This is a genomic window from Cyanobium sp. ULC082, assembly GCF_977927535.1.
Genome location: NZ_OZ376398.1, coordinates 983,699 through 1,000,303, shown reverse-complemented (window position 1 = coordinate 1,000,303; position 16,605 = coordinate 983,699). Strand labels below are relative to the sequence as shown.

17 protein-coding genes, 1 tRNA gene and 1 pseudogene are annotated in these 16,605 nt (G+C 65.2%); 11 read left to right on the top strand and 8 right to left on the bottom strand.

What is annotated here, in order from left to right:
- Window positions 1-10 precede the first annotated feature (10 nt).
- From ACXMDY_RS14305 to ACXMDY_RS14290, 4 genes are all read left to right on the top strand, one after another.
- Window positions 11-778: an ATP-binding cassette domain-containing protein gene (locus ACXMDY_RS14305; RefSeq protein ID WP_399243741.1), complete on the top strand. Its 768-nt coding sequence runs from the start codon at window positions 11-13 to the stop codon at window positions 776-778.
- A gap of 66 nt (window positions 779-844) precedes the next feature.
- Entirely contained in the window at window positions 845-1,933 is a 1,089-nt protein-coding gene (gene aroC / locus ACXMDY_RS14300) for a chorismate synthase (RefSeq protein ID WP_259701391.1), read from the top strand.
- 70 nt (window positions 1,934-2,003) lie between these two features.
- Entirely contained in the window at window positions 2,004-2,498 is a 495-nt protein-coding gene (locus tag ACXMDY_RS14295) for a hypothetical protein (protein ID WP_259701390.1), read from the top strand.
- A 26-nt stretch (window positions 2,499-2,524) separates the two neighbouring features.
- Window positions 2,525-2,770 (top strand): hypothetical protein, encoded by a 246-nt coding sequence (locus ACXMDY_RS14290; RefSeq protein WP_259701389.1) that lies wholly within the window; start codon window positions 2,525-2,527, stop codon window positions 2,768-2,770.
- A 60-nt stretch (window positions 2,771-2,830) separates the two neighbouring features.
- On the opposite strand, the gene ACXMDY_RS14285 is transcribed toward ACXMDY_RS14290, so the two are convergent.
- The 5 genes from ACXMDY_RS14285 to isiD all read right to left on the bottom strand — a co-directional run bounded on the left by ACXMDY_RS14285 (window position 2,831) and on the right by isiD (window position 7,826).
- Entirely contained in the window at window positions 2,831-3,451 is a 621-nt protein-coding gene (locus tag ACXMDY_RS14285; protein WP_259701388.1) for a bifunctional 4-hydroxy-2-oxoglutarate aldolase/2-dehydro-3-deoxy-phosphogluconate aldolase, read from the bottom strand.
- Window positions 3,452-3,461: 10 nt separating this feature from the next.
- Entirely contained in the window at window positions 3,462-5,306 is a 1,845-nt protein-coding gene (ftsH3, locus tag ACXMDY_RS14280; protein ID WP_259701387.1) for an ATP-dependent zinc metalloprotease FtsH3, read from the bottom strand.
- Between the two features lie 110 nt (window positions 5,307-5,416).
- Complete coding sequence (gene psbO, locus ACXMDY_RS14275; protein ID WP_259701386.1) at window positions 5,417-6,235, bottom strand: photosystem II manganese-stabilizing polypeptide; 819 nt, start codon at window positions 6,233-6,235, stop codon at window positions 5,417-5,419.
- 81 nt (window positions 6,236-6,316) lie between these two features.
- A complete protein-coding gene (gene coaBC / locus ACXMDY_RS14270) occupies window positions 6,317-7,627 on the bottom strand; it encodes a bifunctional phosphopantothenoylcysteine decarboxylase/phosphopantothenate--cysteine ligase CoaBC (protein WP_259701385.1) in 1,311 nt (436 codons plus the stop codon).
- Window positions 7,617-7,826, bottom strand: coding sequence for a protein IsiD (isiD, locus tag ACXMDY_RS14265; RefSeq protein WP_259701384.1), 210 nt, complete (start codon window positions 7,824-7,826; stop codon window positions 7,617-7,619). Before isiD ends, coaBC begins: the two co-directional genes overlap by 11 nt.
- A 148-nt stretch (window positions 7,827-7,974) precedes the next feature.
- Here isiD and ACXMDY_RS14260 point away from each other — a divergent pair.
- Window positions 7,975-8,047, top strand: a tRNA-Ala gene (locus ACXMDY_RS14260).
- Between the two features lie 91 nt (window positions 8,048-8,138).
- Entirely contained in the window at window positions 8,139-9,881 is a 1,743-nt protein-coding gene (locus tag ACXMDY_RS14255) for a tyrosine-type recombinase/integrase (protein ID WP_259701383.1), read from the top strand.
- Window positions 9,882-9,890: 9 nt separating this feature from the next.
- Here ACXMDY_RS14255 and ACXMDY_RS14250 read toward each other — a convergent pair whose 3' ends face one another.
- The 3 genes from ACXMDY_RS14250 to ACXMDY_RS14240 are packed head-to-tail and all read right to left on the bottom strand — an operon-like array spanning window position 9,891 to window position 11,186.
- The gene (locus ACXMDY_RS14250) at window positions 9,891-10,190 is read right to left on the bottom strand and encodes a HigA family addiction module antitoxin (RefSeq protein WP_259701382.1); all 300 of its coding nucleotides are present in this window, start codon (window positions 10,188-10,190) and stop codon (window positions 9,891-9,893) included.
- A 31-nt stretch (window positions 10,191-10,221) separates the two neighbouring features.
- A complete protein-coding gene (locus ACXMDY_RS14245) occupies window positions 10,222-10,500 on the bottom strand; it encodes a type II toxin-antitoxin system RelE/ParE family toxin (protein WP_259701381.1) in 279 nt (92 codons plus the stop codon).
- A 41-nt stretch (window positions 10,501-10,541) separates the two neighbouring features.
- Window positions 10,542-11,186, bottom strand: coding sequence for a hypothetical protein (locus ACXMDY_RS14240; protein WP_259701380.1), 645 nt, complete (start codon window positions 11,184-11,186; stop codon window positions 10,542-10,544).
- A gap of 160 nt (window positions 11,187-11,346) precedes the next feature.
- Here ACXMDY_RS14240 and ACXMDY_RS14235 point away from each other — a divergent pair, with 160 nt between their 5' ends.
- The 5 genes and pseudogenes from ACXMDY_RS14235 (at window position 11,347) to ACXMDY_RS14215 (ending at window position 16,602) form a co-directional block, all read left to right on the top strand.
- The gene (locus tag ACXMDY_RS14235) at window positions 11,347-11,631 is read left to right on the top strand and encodes a ribbon-helix-helix domain-containing protein (RefSeq protein WP_259701379.1); all 285 of its coding nucleotides are present in this window, start codon (window positions 11,347-11,349) and stop codon (window positions 11,629-11,631) included.
- A 3-nt stretch (window positions 11,632-11,634) separates the two neighbouring features.
- A complete protein-coding gene (locus ACXMDY_RS14230; RefSeq protein WP_259701378.1) occupies window positions 11,635-13,224 on the top strand; it encodes an ATP-dependent DNA helicase in 1,590 nt (529 codons plus the stop codon).
- Window positions 13,221-13,430 (top strand): annotated as a pseudogene (locus tag ACXMDY_RS14225) (primase-helicase zinc-binding domain-containing protein); the annotation flags it as partial. The gene ACXMDY_RS14230 and the pseudogene ACXMDY_RS14225, both read left to right, overlap by 4 nt.
- A gap of 228 nt (window positions 13,431-13,658) precedes the next feature.
- Window positions 13,659-15,551, top strand: coding sequence for a VapE domain-containing protein (locus ACXMDY_RS14220; RefSeq protein ID WP_457767670.1), 1,893 nt, complete (start codon window positions 13,659-13,661; stop codon window positions 15,549-15,551).
- A 511-nt stretch (window positions 15,552-16,062) separates the two neighbouring features.
- Window positions 16,063-16,602, top strand: a complete 540-nt coding sequence (locus tag ACXMDY_RS14215; RefSeq protein WP_259701376.1) for a hypothetical protein — start codon at window positions 16,063-16,065, stop codon at window positions 16,600-16,602.
- The last annotated feature ends 3 nt before the right edge of the window (window positions 16,603-16,605 follow it).

The window sequence follows — 16,605 nt, the reverse complement described above, 5'->3', positions numbered from 1 at the left end:
CGGCGATTCCTTGCCCACCGGTGAAACCCTGCCAACCGGTGAAACCCTGCCAACCGGCGAGCCCGTGATCTCCCTGAAACACGTGAACCACTGGTTCGGCAGCGGCGACAGCCGCAAGCAAGCCCTCAAGGACATCACACTCGACATTCAGCCGGGCGAGATCGTGATCTGCACAGGGCCTTCCGGTTCCGGCAAGACCACCCTGCTCACCATGCTGGGCGGCTTGCGGGCCTGCCAGGACGGCAGCCTGAAGATCCTCGGCGAGGAACTCCATGGAGCCGGCAAGGAGGTCCTGGCGAAGCTGCGCCTCAATGTGGGCTTCATCTTCCAGGCCCACAACCTGATGATGTTCCTCAACGCCAGGAAGAACGTGCGCCTCTCCCTCGAACTGCACGATCAGTATTACGAGGAAGACATGGACAGGCTGGCGGCAGAAATGCTCGAGAAAGTCGGTCTCGGCGATCGGGAAGACTACTTTCCCGCCAATCTTTCCGGCGGCCAGAGGCAGCGGGTGGCGATTGCCCGGGCCATGGTGGCGCAACCGAAGATCCTGCTCGGCGATGAGCCCACCGCGGCCCTCGATAAGGAATCAGGCCGCAATGTGGTGAATCTGATGCGTGAGATGGCCACCAATCACAAGACTACGATCATCATGGTGACCCACGACAACAAGATTCTCGATGTGGCCGACCGGATCATCATTGTCGATGAGGGCGCCCTGGCCAGCAAGGAGGCCGAAGCGGCCTTCGTTGGCAGGATGAGGGAAACCGGCAGCTGAAGCCGATGCCCCACGGCGGTCGAACCAGCAGAACCGCAGTCGGAGCGTTTCAGTAGGCTCCAGCCCATGGGCAGCAGCTTCGGACACCTCTTCCGCATCAGCACCTTCGGTGAATCCCACGGCGGTGGCGTGGGCGTCATCGTCGATGGCTGCCCGCCACGGCTGGCGCTCGATCTTGAGGCCATTCAGGCGGAGCTCGACCGCAGGAAGCCCGGCCAGAGCAAGATCACCACCCCCCGCAAGGAAGACGACCGCGTCGAGATCCTCAGCGGCCTGCTCGATGGGGTCACCCTGGGCACGCCGATCGCGATGGTGGTGCGCAACAGGGACCAGCGGCCCAACGATTACAAGGAGATGGAGGTGGCGTTCCGTCCCTCCCACGCCGATGCCACCTACCAGGCCAAATACGGCATCCAGGCCCGCAGTGGCGGCGGCCGGGCCTCGGCGCGGGAAACGATCGGCCGGGTGGCCGCCGGTGCCATCGCCAAGCAATTGCTGGCCAGAGCCCATGGCACCGAGGTGATCGCCTGGGTGAAGCGGATCCACACCATCGAGGCCACGATCGATCCAGCCAGGGTGAGCCTCGACGACGTGGAGGCCAACATCGTGCGTTGCCCTGATGCTGCCTGCGCCGAGCAGATGATCGAGCGGATCGAGGCGATCGGCCGCGAGGGTGATTCCTGCGGCGGCGTGATCGAGTGCGTGGTGCGCCGGGCGCCGGTGGGGCTGGGCATGCCGGTCTTCGACAAGCTGGAAGCCGATCTGGCCAAGGCGGTGATGTCGCTGCCGGCCACCAAGGGCTTCGAGATCGGCTCGGGCTTCGGCGGCAGCCTGCAGCGGGGTAGTGAGCACAACGACCCCTTCGTCGCCACCGGCGACGGCAGCCTGCGCACCGCCACCAACAACTCCGGTGGCATCCAGGGGGGCATCAGCAACGGCGAGGACATCGTGCTGCGGGTGGCCTTCAAACCCACCGCCACGATCCGCAAAGCCCAGCAGACGATCACCGCCGCCGGCGAGGCCACGGTGCTGGAAGCCAAGGGCCGCCACGACCCCTGCGTGCTGCCCCGGGCGGTGCCGATGGTGGAAGCGATGGTGGCTCTGGTGCTGGCCGACCACCTGCTGCGTCAGCAGGCTCAGTGCAGCCTCTGGTAGCTAGTTGGCTGGAGCAGCCGGCGGGGCCGATGGCGTCAGGGGACCATCGCCGTTGCTGAGCGGGGCAACGGTGGATGTGCTGAGCCTGCTCACGGCTTTGGCCATGCGCTTGGCCAGGGAAGAGGAAGCCGTTGACTTGGCCGCAGCGGTGGCCTTTGGCTTTGGCGCTGTCTTCGGAGCTGTCTTCGGAGCCGTCTTCGGAGCTGTCTTCGTTATCGCCTTTGCAGTTGACTTCACAGTTGACTTAGCAGCTGGCTTCGGCGTTGTCCTGGCCTGCTTTGAGGGAGTGCGGGCCGCCTTGATGGGCTCCGACTTCAAAGACCCAGCGGAGGCGAGGGACGCTTTCGCAGGGCTGAGCTTGGCTGGGCGGCTGGCTGCGGTGGCAGCGGCTGGTTTGGCCGCAGCAACAGTGGTGGTGGCCTTCGAGCGGGGTGTCGACCTGGCGGCCGACTTGGTGGTCGACTTGGTGGACGCGGTCTGGCGTGGAAGGGGCCTGGCCGCGACAGAAGCATCGCTGCCAGAGCCGTTACGGCTCCGATGGGAAAGGATCAGGGCCCACTCCTGATCACTGATCGCAGCTGGCTTGGTGCCGTGCCTGTGGGTGATCTCAGCGGCCTTCTCGATGTCATCGACCAGATTTCGCCAGGAGGTTGCGAAGCGCTTATCCGACTGGGACTTCGCCCCACTTTCAAGCAGGGTTTCGACGACCCCGGCTGCGGAGACCTTCTTGCGGCGGCGGTTGAAAATCTGCTTCTGGAGCTGCGCAATCAATGCCTCGGCCTTGCTGCTGAGCTGAATCGTGAGCTGAGCCATCGAATGAGCCGTGATGTCTCCTAGTGGTAACACCTCTGTGTTGAAGTTGACAACTCAAGGCGCTCGACGCAGGCCAGAAATCTGCTAGTGCGGGCGAGCGTCGAGCCAGTGCAGCAAACCGTTCAGGCCGGGATCCAGCTGGAAGGAGCCATCCCTGCCAGCAAAGAGAGCTCCGCCGAGAGCCACAGCATCAACACCCGCCGCCAGCCAGTCAGGCACCGCTGCCAACTGCAAGCCTCCAGCAGCAATGCAGAACGGCAAGACTCCGAGTGGCGCTTCCAGCTGTCGCCAGTAGTGGGGTCCCAGATTCGCCGCTGGGAACAACTTCACCAGACGGCAACCGAGGCGACGGGCTCGATCGACTTCGGTGGGGGTCATCACACCGGGCACCAAGGTGAGCCCGAGCTGGTCAGCCTGGTCCAACAGCTCTGGATCGAGGATCGGCGACATCGCATAGCCCAGGCCTGCTGCAGCGGTTGCCTCCAGGGCAGCGCGGTGGCAAACCGAGGCGGAACCGAAGAGGAGATCGGGGTAGCTCCGCTGAAGACTCAGACAAAAATCGATCCAGCCGGGATCATCTCTCCAGGCGAGCTCAATGTGCCGCACCCCGATTCGATGGAGCTGGTCAATGGTGGCAACAGCCTCTGGAGTGGCCTGGCAACGGAGCACGACCAGCAGCGGCTGCCTCCGCAGGGAGGCCAGCAAGGCCAAAGGACTAGACGTATTCAGCCACTCGCACGTCACTGCGGATCAGCAGCTCCTGCAGTTCCTCGGCGTCGACCGTTTCCTTCTCCACCAGAATTTCGGCCAGCTCATCAAGCACCGCGCGGTTGTCGATCAGAACCGCCTTGGCGCGTCGGTAAGCCTGCTCGACCAACAACCCAACCTCCTCGTCGATCGCGGCGGCGGTGTCCTCGGAGAAGTCACGATCGGCGGCGATGTCGCGGCCCAGGAACATCCCTCCCTGGGGACGGCCGAGGGCAACCGGTCCGAGCCGATCACTCATGCCGAAGCGGGTGACCATCTGACGGGCGACCCGGGCCACCTGCTGAAGGTCATTGGAGGCGCCGGTGGTGACTTCGTCTTCGCCATAGACGATTTCTTCAGCAACCCGACCGCCGAGAGCCACTGCCATCTGGTTCTGGAGATAGGCACGGGAATAGAGGCCGGATTCCATGCGTTCCTCACTGGGGGTGAAGAAGGTGAGGCCACCGGCCTGTCCACGCGGAATGATGCTGATTTTCTGGACGGGGTCGTAGTCGGGCATCAGGGCACCGACCAAGGCATGGCCGGATTCGTGATATGCGACGAGACGCTTCCGCTTTTCGCTCATCACCCGATCCTTCTTCTCAGGCCCAGCCATCACGCGCTCGATCGCGTCGTTGACTTCGTCCATTGAAACTTCGGTGAGCTGACGACGGGCCGCCAGGATGGCCGCCTCGTTCAGCAGGTTGGCGAGGTCGGCTCCCGTGAAGCCGGGCGTGCGACGGGCCACCCGATCAAGGTCCACATCTTTGGCCAGGGTCTTGCCACGGGCATGAACTGCCAGAATCTGCAGCCGACCGTTGTAATCAGGCCGGTCGACAACCACCTGACGATCGAAGCGACCCGGACGCATCAGCGCCGAATCAAGCACATCAGGGCGGTTGGTGGCCGCCACGATGATGATGCCGGTGTTGCCCTCGAACCCATCCATCTCGGTGAGCAGCTGGTTGAGGGTCTGCTCCCGCTCATCGTTTCCACCACCGAGGCCCGCGCCCCGCTGGCGACCGACGGCATCGATTTCATCGATGAAGACGATGCATGGGGCATTCTTCTTGGCCTGCTCGAACAGGTCACGCACCCGGCTGGCGCCAACCCCCACGAACATCTCGACAAACTCTGAGCCGGAGATCGAGAAGAACGGCACACCGGCCTCTCCTGCGACCGCCTTGGCCAGGAGGGTCTTGCCGGTGCCCGGTGGGCCAACCAGCAGAACACCTTTTGGAATCTTGGCGCCGACGGCCGTGAAGCGGTCGGGATTCTTGAGGAAGTCGACGACCTCGGTGAGCTCAAGCTTGGCCCCTTCGATGCCAGCCACATCCCCGAAAGTGACCTGGGTCTGGGGCTCCATCTGGACGCGGGCTTTGCTCTTGCCGAAGCTCATCGCCGGGTTGCCGCCCCCACCCTGGGCGCGGCGCAGCAGGAAAAACAGCCCACCCAACAGCAGCAGGGGGAAGAGCAGGCTGCCGATGGCTGATTGCCAGGCTGTCGGCTCCCGGCTGGGCTGCACAGCGATGTCGACGTTGTGGTCGGTGAGCAGCTTGAGCAGGTCCTTGTCGGGAGCGAGGTTGACAAGGGCGCGGCCGCCGTCGTTCTCGACGACCTGGGCTGTGCCCCGGTCGGGGGAGATCAGCACCCGGGCGATCTGGTTGCCTTGAACGGCCTCCACAAAATCGCTGTAGCGAAGGTTGCGAGGTGCATTGGCAGGATCAGGGCGATCCAGGAAGGCCGTGCCGATCGCAATCACGACAACGGCTAGGAGCACGTAGAGCCCCGCATTGCGCCAGCGCTTGTTCAACCTGGAAAGCCTCGATCAGAAGGTGAAGGAATGTTAACCACCTCTCAGGATCCGCTGCCGGAGCCCCAGGGATGGCCATTCATCCTAAGGACTCCAGCGGCTGGGACGACTCAGGCCTCCTCCAGCCGTCCGTAGAGCTGACCGGTGATCTTGACGTCGACGGCAAGCTTGCCGCCCATGTCGGTATCGGAGGGTTGGATCGCCGTGAACACCCCGGCGAATTCACCGGTGCTGCTGTCCACCTTGGTGATCGACAGGTTCATGGTTCCCTTGCCGTCCACGTACTGCTTGACGTTCTCCGTGGTGAGGTCTTCGTCGTCGCCGGCAGGCACGAGGCCGACGGCACTGCTGTAGCCGCTGGTGAGGCCCCGTCCCTTCGGATCCAGGAAGTTGCTGGTGCGGTAGCTGGGGGCGCGATAGCTGCCGTCGAAATCGGTGCTGGTGCTGATCGAGGAGCCCGAAGCGGTGGCCAGCAGCTCCTTGCTCGAGAAGGTGAAGGGCACTTCTTCACCGCCGGGCAGCAGCACGGTGATCGGCTGGAAGTCGATGCCACCGAGCTCCTTGAAGCTGAGGCCATCGCCGGTGACCTTCAGATCGCCATAGACCTGATCAAGGCTGGAGGTGAAGCGGGTGAGGATCCGGCCGGCCACGAACTGAGCTTCCTGGCGCTTGTTGGCAGGTTCCCCCTTGACGAACACCTCGGAGGGGTGAAGGCAGATGTCGCGGAGCTGGTAGCGGATCGAGCCATCCAGGGGAATCGAACCGCGGGCGGAATCCGGGAGGGTGGGGCAGTCGTTCGCCTTGCCTGTGTTGACGATGTCGTCGTAGGTGACATTGGCCCGCTCCACAGCCTTGGCGCCACCGCTGCAGGCCGTGACAAGGGTGAGGCAGAGCGCCAGCACAAGAGCCAGCAGAGGTCGGAAACGCATGGGGAGAAGCCGCACGGGCAGGGTGAAAAACCGAGTGAACGGTGCGCCACCGGCGATCTTACCGATCAAATTCCCCTTGCCTCAGAGCCTGTTGCGGCTCTCAACAACCGGATCGGCAGAGGGCCCGGCAGCCACGGCCAGCGGCTCGAGCAGGGCGCCCAGCGCCGTGAGCAACTGATGGGCCACTGCCAGCTTGCTGGCCGCCAGGATCTCAGCCTGAGCCAGGCCTGGGCCCAGCAACCAGCCACGGTTGGTGGCTGATCCGAAACCGGCTCCCGCCTGATCGATCGGATTGGCGAACAGCAGGTCGCAGCCCTTGCTCGCGAACTTGACGCCGGCCTGGGAGAGCACATCGCCGGAGTGGGCGGCGAAACCCAGCAATTTCTGGCCGGCGGGCCGGTGGGCGACCAGTTCCGCCAGAAGATCAGGGACCTCCTGCCAACCCCTCTCCAGGGCGGTGAGCAGGTCGTGCTTCGCAACTTTTCCGAGCAGCGGTGCGGCGCGGCGGTGATCCGCCACCGCGGCCGCCATGGCGATGGCCTCCATCCGGGGCTGCAGCCTCCGCAGCTCCGCCTGCAGCTGGGCCGCGCTCTGGACCGGATGGCACTCAAGCCCTTCCAGCAGAGCCGGATCCACCCGCAGCGGCCCGTGGATCAGATCCACCCGGGCACCCCGCAACCGGGCCGCCTGGGCCAGCAGCACCCCCATCAGCCCGGTGCTTGGGTTGGTCAGGCAGCGGGCCGGATCGAGGCTTTCCTGGGTGGGTCCAGCCGTGACCAGCAACCGCCGACCCTGCCAGTCGCGCCGCCAGCCCCACAGCGACAGCGATTCCAGGGCCAGGAGCAGCACGGTGGATTCCGCCATGCGCCCATCGCCCTGTCGATCACAGGCCAGCAGGCCCGCTCCAGGCAGCAGGGGCAGCACCCGCTCCATGGCCAGCAGTTGCCGCCAGTTGCGCTGAACCGGCTCGGCGCGCCACATCGCCGTGTTCATCGCCGCCGCAGCCAGAATCGGGGCCTCGCAGGCGAGCAGGGTGCTGGCCAGCAGGGAGTCAGCCTGACCATGAACCCAACGGGCCAGGCTGGTGGCGCTGAGCGGCGCAACCAACACCAGCTCGGCCCATTCGGCCAGCTCGATGTGGAGCGGACGCGGGGCCTGGGCGCTCCACTGATCGGCATCCAGGAAACAGCGATGGCGACTCAGGCTGGCCAGGGACACCGGACTGACCAGCCGGGCGGCGCTGGGGGTGACCACACAGCGCAGCTCGGCGCCGCGCTTGGCCAGGGCACTCACCAGCAGCGGCAGCTTCACCGCCGCAATGCTGCCGCTGATGCCCACCAGCACGCGGCGGCCGCTGAGCGGATCGGGGAGCACCGCCGCCTCATTCCTCATCGAATGGTTCCTGATCCACCAGGTGGACATAGGGGCGGGCCAGATCAGGCCTGTGGATCGCCAGAGCCCGCATCAGGTGCCAGTCCTGCAGCCCGGCGAACGGGGAGGGATAGTCGTCGTCGTCGAGGCGCTGGGCGAGGGCAGCTGTGGAGGCCTCATCAAAAGCCTCGAGCCGCTCGAGAGTGATCGATTCCGCCATGGAAGCCGACGCCGCTGGATCAGCTGGGCTGGAGGAAGACGCAGAGATGGGCTCGACCACGGTGTTCAGGAGAAGTGCTCAACCCTCATTTCATCGCATCCCGGGGCGCAATGGCTGCTCGAAAGCCGGTGATAAGTTGCAATCCAGGGGGGAGTTAGCTCAGCTGGTAGAGCGCTGCGATCGCACCGCAGAGGTCAGGGGTTCGAGTCCCCTATTCTCCATCTGCACCCAAGCAAAACCCCTGCGCTGCAATGAGTCCCGGTGATCCTACTGGGGTTTCCCCGTAAGTTGGGTGCAGATCTGGGTGCAGCCTTGGGTGCAGCGGCATTCTCAACTGGTGCCAGAGGCCTCGATCGTAGGGCTGGCCTTTCGCTGCCCTACCTGGTCTTCCGTGGTGCAAGCCAGCAGCCGTACTACAAGCGGCGGCTGCCCCCTGAGGTCCGCGAGGCGACCGGCTGCAGCACGATCACGGTGCGGCTGGAGCTGCCCCTGGGGAGCCGGGGGTTCCACGCCAGCTACAGCAGAGCCCACAGCGAGGCCGAACATCGGATCAGCGGAGCCAGGCAGCGGCGCCAGTTGAGCCCGCAGGAGCAGCTGGGTGTGGCAGGCCGGTGGGCCATGAAGGCACCAACCCAAGGCGGCGAGACCACGCCCCAGGAGGCTGCGGCAGCAGTGCTGTGGGCGATTGAGCAGCTTGGTGTGACGCTGCCGATCCCGCTGCCGGTTGGCTGGATGCTGCCCCCTGTGGAGACAGCGGGGCTTGGGGCTGTGGTCCAGTTGATGGCACGCCGGATCGATCAGCTCTCACATCCATCGGTCTGGTGGCAGCCGGCCGCCTTGGTCCATGGCGAGGAGCCTTCCGCCCGGGTGGCCCATGCCCACCTGCAGGAGGTGATCGACACGTTCCATGAGGGGATCAACCACTGGCTGCTGGAAGCCCAGCAGCAGCTGCGGGACCTGGGGGTTGTGGTGCCCCTCAAGGAGGTGCAGGCCGTGGCACTTCGCCTGGCGAGCACCGCCGTTGTTCTCGGTCGTCAGACCGCCGCGCTCGAGGCCGGCGAGCTGCCGCCACCGCTGCCAGCCTTCCCGCCACCGCCGCAGCCCTCGGCCAGTGAGGGTGACGGAGGCCCCACCTTCGCCCTCGCTCTGGAACGGTGGAAGACCGTGCGTCAACCCTCCACGAAAACCCGGCTGGATGCCGCGGCCCGGCTGCAGGAGCTGGCTGCCCACATTGGCCACGACCGCCTGGATCGGCTGAGCGGCGAGGAAGTGACGGCCTGGCGGGGGGAGCTGCTGCGCTCAAGGAATCCTGCAACGTGCAAGCGGAAGCTGGCCCTGGTGCGGGCCGTGCTTGCCGCAGCAGCAGCTGATGGAATGGCGGTTCAACGGGAGGTGCTGGATCGGTTGTCCGGGAGGGGGCTGAGGCCACCGTCTGGGACAACACGGCAGCGGCGACCCTTCAGCGAAGCGGAGGCCCAGCTGCTGTGGCGGATCAGCCGGGAGCAGCAGGGCCGGCCCCTGGACCGGTGGGGCTTCCCCTTGGGACTGGCCATCGGCGCCCGACTGGAGGAGCTCGCCGGCCTGCGCCGGTGCGACATCCGACAGGCGGCTGGCCTCTGGATGGTGGAGATCCAGCCGACCGTGGACCGACGGCTGAAGAACGACGCCAGTGCTCGAGTGGTGCCCCTACCGGCGGCCCTAGTGGCTGAAGGTTTCACCGGCTGGGTGGAGGGGATGCCGGACGGCCTTCTGTTCGAGGAACCCCGGCCACCGGGGGCAGACCCTCGGCTGAGCCATTACGCATCGATCCGACTGGGGCGGATCCTGAGGGAGCGGGCCGGCATCGAGGACCCGACAGCGGTGTTTCACTCCTGCCGCCACTTCGCCGCCCAGCAACTCGTTGATGGTGGCGCGGAGCAGCGGGCGATTGAGCAGATCCTGGGGCATGAGTCCAAGACTATGACCGCGAGATACAGCCGTGGCGGTATGCCCTTGGCGCTGTTGGCCGCGGCGATGAAGAAGCGGGCCTGGGGATGGGTGCCGCCTGTGGAGTGACCCGGGCGCTCAGACCGTCGCCGGTTGATGCGGATGAATGCGCTCCAGCTGGTCGGCAATCTGCCGGCGCTGCACCACCAGATCGTGGAGGGCCTGGGCCCGCAGCCAGTAGCCCTCGCTGAGCCCGAAGAATCGACACAGGCGCAGGTCAGTGTCGGCGGTGATGGAGCGCCCCTGCTTCAAGATGGCGCCAATGCGGGTGAGGGGAACGCCGATCTCCTTCGCCAGGCGATACGGGGTGATCCCCATGGGCTCTAGGAACTCCTCGCTGAGAAGCTCACCGGGGGTGATGGGTGGTAGCTGGGCCATGGTGCCCTTCCTGTTGGGGGTGGTGGTTGATTCAGTGGTAATCGACGATCTCAACATCTTCAGCACCTCCCTCACTCCAGACGAAGCAGAGACGGAACTGATCGTTGATGCGGATGCTGTGCTGGCCGCGGCGATCTCCGGCGAGAAGTTCGAGGCGGTTCCCGGGAGGGATGCGCAGATCCTGGAGGGTGGAGGCCAACTGCAGCTGAACCAGCTTGCGCTGGGCCACCCGCTCGATGGCGATGAACCGCCGGACGCGGTCACCGTCGGCAAGGGCCTGGGTGTCCGCACAGCGGAACGATCGGATCATGTGCCGATGGTAACGCGAGACGTATCTAAAGGGGTATCAAGTCAACCAGCTGGGGCACCCACCAGGTGAAGGCCAACCCTGGCTGAGCCGAACACCCTCAGCATTTGATCGCGGGGTGTGGTGGCCGGGTTGATCTCAGCTGAAACAAAGACCTCCAGGAATCGCTGCCCTTTGAGTTGCTCGACCGTGAGGATGACGACTTCCGGCACCGGCAAGTCCAAATCGATGTCCTGCTTTTCCACCAGGCCCCGGACGATGCCCCTCAATCTCTGCTGCTCGGCAGCAGTCAGGCAGACGATTGCGCCATCGCGGAGTGCGCCAAAGCCGCAGAGCGTGCCGGCTATGCCCTTGAAGGAGGCCGGGTTGTCACCTATCCACTTCTTTTCGTTGGCGTAGAGCCTGATCGCCGTGTGGACAATTCGACGACGGTCCTTCCAGAGGGTCCGGTCAAATGGAGCCTGTGCCGTAGGACGGCCTTCCTTGCTGCCGAGGTAGCCCTCAATCCGATTTGCTTCCCGCTCGGGATACCCGTGGACGGCAGCTATGTGGAACAGGGCAGGATCACCTTCCGGCTTCTGCGGCCAAGGCCTTTCCCCACGCTCCCAACAGCGACAGAGCCTGCCTATTGGGTTTGGCTCGAAGAGACTTTGGTAGTCCTGAGACTGGATGGCTACCGCTATTGCCATGGCCGACCATCTGTTGACACCAGCATATCGGCTGATAAGATCAATTCAACCGTGATTCTTTCGCCTTCAAGGCAGATCACGGCCTCGGACCTTCCGCCCGCGCGGCAAGGAATACCCCGAAAGAGTCGCGTTCAACCCAACCGAAGCCCTGTCATGACCCGTGGACGAATCCATGGCGGCAGGTGGGATGAACGCGACCTCCTTGGTCTCTTTCAGGGTCCCGCCTCCCTACGCCCAGCTCGTTGATCGTTTGGCTCTGGAGCTGAACCTCAGCACCGCAGCGCTTGTGCGCCGAGCGGTTGAACACTTCGCGCAAAACGTCGCGGCCGGCGACATCGGCCCCGAACTTCCTGATCGCCTGGTTGCCATTGGCCAGACGATCCGCACCTATCCGAGGCCCTCCAAGCGGGCCGGGCGTCCGTCCTCCTTTGCGGTGGAGGGCTGATCGATGGCTCCCAAACACAGCGATGCCGGCCGAGTTCCAGCTCGCGGCATCACCTCGGCCCACGGCCGAAACGGGTTTGGCTCCCACCCAATCTTGCCAGAGGCGTCAGGGCCGCGGCAGGAAACACTCACCGACGGGCAGCAGCAGGCATTCGATCTGCTCGCACCAACATTCAGGGGGGAAACGCCACGCGCCCGCTGCGTGTTGACCGGGTTCGCCGGTACGGGCAAAACCTTCCTCACCGCCAGGTTGATCGAGCTGGCGCTGACCATCCCCGGCGCCTTGGGTGAACGCGGCGACTTCGGCAAATGGAAGGTGCCTCCCGCCGTGGTGATCACCACTCCGACCCACAAAGCCGCCCGGCAACTGGAGCGGGCCCTGGCCGGCTACAAGCTCCATAGGGTGCGCGTGGCCACTCTCCACTCGGCGCTGGGTTTGCGGCCTGTCCGTAACGAGGCTGTCGAAACCTTCCAGCCTGACCCTCAGGCCAACCAGCTGATCGGGGACGGCACCGTTCTGGTGGTGCTGGATGAAAGCAGCATGATCTCCGCAGAGCTGGCCGGCTTGTTGGAGGGGGTCATGCCGCCCGGTGCGGCCCTGGTGGCGATTGGTGATCCCGCACAGCTCCAGCCGGTGGGTGACTCCACCCTCTGCCCGCTGTTCGAGGCGCCGATCTGTGCCCACCTTTCGGAGGTGGTGCGTCATGCCGGGCCGATCCTTGAGCTGGCCACGGCAACCCGCGAGCTGGGCAGCGGTCGGCCGCCATTCGTCTCGGCTGCCGGGGACCAGAGCGCCGTGGTGGCTCACAAGGGTTTCGCCACCTGGCAGCGGGCGGCACTCAAGGCCTGCATCAACGCCAGCAGGGAAGGAGACACAGATGGCAGCCGGGTTCTGTGCTGGACGAATGCAGCGGCCGACCGCTTCAACGGGATCCTTCACGCAGCGATCTATGGCCGGGATGCGGCGCCATGGGTGGTAGGCCAGCCGGTGGTTTCCGTCGGTGCCATTCCCGGCCCGGATGGCCTGCCGATCGTTTCCAGCACCTGCGAGATGGAGCTGGCCGATGTCTGCCCGGAGGAAGGAAGCATCGAAGGCGACGAACTCCAGGCTGTTCGGGAAGTGCTCCTGGGCAAACGGAAGACCAAGGCCGGGGAGCAGATCCCCGCCTGGCAATGGTGGGCGATCGAGGCCCGCATCTCAGGCAACCCATGGCGCACTGCCAGCTTCCGGGTGCTCGCCCTTGAGCAGCTCCCCAGCTGGCGGAAAGCGAACAACATCATTGCCGCAGCCGCACGGGAGCATAAGGAAGTTGGCAACGAGGGCGCGGCGAAGGACCTCTGGCGCCTGTTCTGGCGGCGGAAGGATTCATTCGCAACGATCAGCCCGGTGTGGGCCATGACGGTTCACAAGGCCCAAGGTTCCACTTTTCGGCAGGTGTTCCTGCATCCCGATGTGGGCCGGAATCCTGACCCGGCATCGCTGAATCAGTTGACCTACGTGGGCATCACCCGGGCCTCCCACGCCCTCCATGTGGTGGCCGATCGTCCCGCTGCGATCACCGGCCTCGCTCCTTTGGTGGAGGTGGCGGCATGAGCAGATCCGCCTGCATTGACCGGGCCCAGGGCCATTGGTTCAACATCTTGAGCGGCCCCGGCGGGATCGATCCCTCCCTGTTGGACGGGAAGCCTCGCGGCTGCCCCATCTGCGGCAAGGGAGACGACCGATTCACCTTCGACGACCGCGACGGCCGCGGCACCTGGATCTGTCGGCAGTGCCCAGCGCAGCCCGGCAGGGATGCTGCGGCTGGCGATGGGATGGCACTCCTGCAAACCGTAAAGGGCTGGGATTTCAAGCGGGCTGCCCAAGAAGTTGAGCGCCACCTAGGGCTTCCCTCGCAAGCGGCTTTCAATGGCTGCAGACCTCTGGCTGTGGCATCAGCGGCTAGGCGGCATCCAGCCGCACCAGCGGCCCTGCCAGCGGCACCTGAGGCACCCATCACTCTGCTGCGCCTCCCGCAGCCGGCCGATGTGGTGCGTCTCGACCTGGATGGCCCGATCAAGGAGATCGATAAGGCTGAGTTCATCCTCGAAGCCGTCTATCCCTACTCGCCGAGCCAGGAGGTCATCCGGCTGATGCCCGTGACCGGCGGCGCCAAGAAGTTCAGCCTTGGCTCCATAGGCCCCGATGGCAGCTGGATCCCAAAGCAGGGTGCAGACCCATGGCCCCTCTGGCGCCAGGCCGAGGCGGTGGCCGCGGCCATGACCAACCCGGGCCACTGGTTGCTTGAGGCCGAGGGCGAGAAGGCAGCTGAGATCGCCCGCGAGGGTGGCCTGGTGACCGTGAGCCAGCCGGGCCACGCCCACAGGCTGGAGGACATCCAGCCTCGCTATGCAGCGCTCAAGGCTGCCGGTGTCGCCGGGATTGTGTACCTGGCAGATGAAGATCTGACAGGCGCGAGACGAGCTCAGAAGGCTCTGGAAGCGGCTGCGGCGGTTGGTCTGTCGTTGGTGGTGTTGCCGGCCTCAGAGGTGTGGCCAGGCCTGCCGGTGGGCGGCTCAATCGATGACGCCTCCGGCACCCCTGCCGAACGTGTCGCCGCGCTTGAGGGAGAGATCGCCCTGGTCGGGGCATGCGAATGGGGGCAGGCCTGGCAGGAGTGGGGGCAGGCGACGGGTCTGCTGGCTGTGGAGGTGCAGCCGGTGGCCGCGGCGTCAATCTTCCCCGGCCTCGAGGACGCCCCTGGGGTTGCTATGGCCGCGGCGGTGCAGGAGGTGGCCCCAACCCGGGGCCACAGCAGGCCGGTTCGCCTTGAGCATCACGAGATCCTCCGGTTCCTCCCCGATCGCCTCGGTAGTCATCCCCGTCTCAACATCCGCACCCGTGACGTACACCTGGCCGATCGGATCCTGTCCGGCGATGAAGCTGCCCGCCTCTATCTGCAGTTGAGCACCGAGCTGGAGAAGTGGCCGAAGGAGGCCACCGCCGACGCGGTGGAGCACCTGGCCGCCGCCTCCAGCTTCGATCCGGTGCTGGAGGAGCTGCAGCGAATCACTGCCACCGCCGACCCGCTACCGATCGAGGATTGGAACCGCCTCGACCTGCTGCTGTTCAACATCGACGACCCGGTGGCCGCGGCGTTCCTGCCACGGTTTCTGATTGCTGCCGTAGCCAGGGTGATGCTTCCCGGCTGCCAGGCTGATCAGACTCCGGTGCTGATCGGCCCGCAGGGCATCGGCAAAACCCAGACCGGCCGCGTGTTGTTCGGGGGGCCGTTCTTTGGTGATGGCCTGACCAACCGCTTCGACATCGACGACATCACCAGGCTGCAGCGGGTCTGGGCACTGGAGCTGAGCGAAGTCGATGGAATCACCCGACGGACTGATCAGGAGGCCCTCAAGGCGTTCCTCACCCGCCAGGTGGACATCGACCGGCGCAAGTACGCCCGATCATCCGAGGTGATACACCGCCGCTCGGTCTTCTGGGGAACCAGCAACGGTGCGCCTCTTCGAGACCTGAGCGGTTCTCGCAGGTTCGTCTGCATCGCCCTGCCGAAGCGGCCCCTCCCCCTCGAAGCGGTCGCCAGCCTCCGCCCTGCCATCTGGGCCCGGGCTCTGGAGCGGTATCACTCAGGGGTGCCATGGCACAGCAGCCGAGAGGAGGAGGAGGCCATCAGCGTGCGGAACGCCGATCACCAGCAGCTCGACCCGTGGGCTGAGGAGCTGGCCGACTACCTGAGCACCAAAAAGGCGATGGCACCCTTCAAGGCGGCCGATTTGCTGGGCTTCCTGGAGGTGCCAAAGGACCGCCAGACCCCTGCCATCGCCACCCGCCTCCGGCAGGTGATGGAGGCCATCGGATGGGAACAGCGCCGCCCACAGATCGGTGGCCGGCGGGTCCAGGGGTTCTACCCCGGGGCGTGATGCTGCCAGGGGTGCTGCCACAGGTGCCAGGGGTGCTGCCACACATACCCTGGCAGCTAGATCGGTTGCGCTGGAAGGGATCTGAGGCGCTGCCATGGGTGCCACACATAAAGGCCCCCATAGCGCCCCACACACGCTCCCCACCCCTGCCCTTGCCCCCTACGCCTTTTTTCAACCCCTCAAAGTTGGTTTATGTGTGGTACCCGTGGCAGATTCCCGAAAACCACTGCAGCGCAAAGGATTCCGCTGCCATGGGTATGTGTGGCAACCCATGGCAGCAGCATGGCCGACTCCCGAAAACCACTGCAGCGCAACTGATTCCGCTGCCACACATACCCACGGCAGCCCTGGCTCTCACAGGTGGCTCCAGCCTCCCTCTCCTATGCGTTGGTGCAGAGGTGGGGCAGCGGGTGATGTGGTGTACCCGCCTGCTCACGGCGCCCCACTGGCCGGGCCATCCAGCGCTTCCTATCGTTCTTATACCAACACTCCGCTAATCCGCTGACCTTCGATGAACCCGACTCAGAAACTCGCAGGCTTCGTCATGGTTCATCACCAAGGTATTCAGGCGCTGGAGCTACTCGTGCTTTCCCGCAAGCTGACTCACAGCGACGCTTTCGTCTTTCAGCTTCTGATTGCCAGGATGCACCCGCTCACCGGAAGAGTCTGGTCAACATCGGCCGAGCTGACGGCTGCCATCGGCAAGACCTCAAACGAAACAACACGTTCGATCTCCAAATTGAAGCGCCTGGGTGTGATCGTGCGCTGCAAGGGACCCAAGCTTGAGGCTCTGCCCCAGTTGGAGCAGCGGCTGATGCCAGACCCCGCCGCCCGAGGTCCACACAGTGCGCGTCTGCATTTTCTGATCGATCCGCTGGTGGCCTCCGTCGGCGGTCAGGGGAGGCGCGCAGCGACCGAGGAGCAGTTTCGGGAGGCCCTCGGCGGCCGGGACACCGCGCTACGGATGGCCATGAGCCAGGTGGTCCATGACGGGGAGCTGACGCTTGGAGCTGTCAGCTGGCGGCCGCGACAGGAGGCCGCGGCCGCCTGAGCT

Excerpts from the sequence above, each read along its gene's own strand:
- ACXMDY_RS14245 (WP_259701381.1), bottom strand. The coding sequence starts at position 10,500 with ATGATCCGATCGTTCCGCTGTGCGGACACCCAGGCCCTTGCCGACGGT.
- psbO (WP_259701386.1), bottom strand. The coding sequence starts at position 6,235 with ATGCGTTTCCGACCTCTGCTGGCTCTTGTGCTGGCGCTCTGCCTCACC.
- ACXMDY_RS14215 (WP_259701376.1), top strand. The coding sequence starts at position 16,063 with ATGAACCCGACTCAGAAACTCGCAGGCTTCGTCATGGTTCATCACCAA.
- isiD (WP_259701384.1), bottom strand. The coding sequence starts at position 7,826 with ATGGCGGAATCGATCACTCTCGAGCGGCTCGAGGCTTTTGATGAGGCC.
- ACXMDY_RS14230 (WP_259701378.1), top strand. The coding sequence starts at position 11,635 with ATGGCTCCCAAACACAGCGATGCCGGCCGAGTTCCAGCTCGCGGCATC.
- coaBC (WP_259701385.1), bottom strand. The coding sequence starts at position 7,627 with ATGAGGAATGAGGCGGCGGTGCTCCCCGATCCGCTCAGCGGCCGCCGC.
- ACXMDY_RS14240 (WP_259701380.1), bottom strand. The coding sequence starts at position 11,186 with ATGGCAATAGCGGTAGCCATCCAGTCTCAGGACTACCAAAGTCTCTTC.
- aroC (WP_259701391.1), top strand. The coding sequence starts at position 845 with ATGGGCAGCAGCTTCGGACACCTCTTCCGCATCAGCACCTTCGGTGAA.
- ACXMDY_RS14250 (WP_259701382.1), bottom strand. The coding sequence starts at position 10,190 with ATGGCCCAGCTACCACCCATCACCCCCGGTGAGCTTCTCAGCGAGGAG.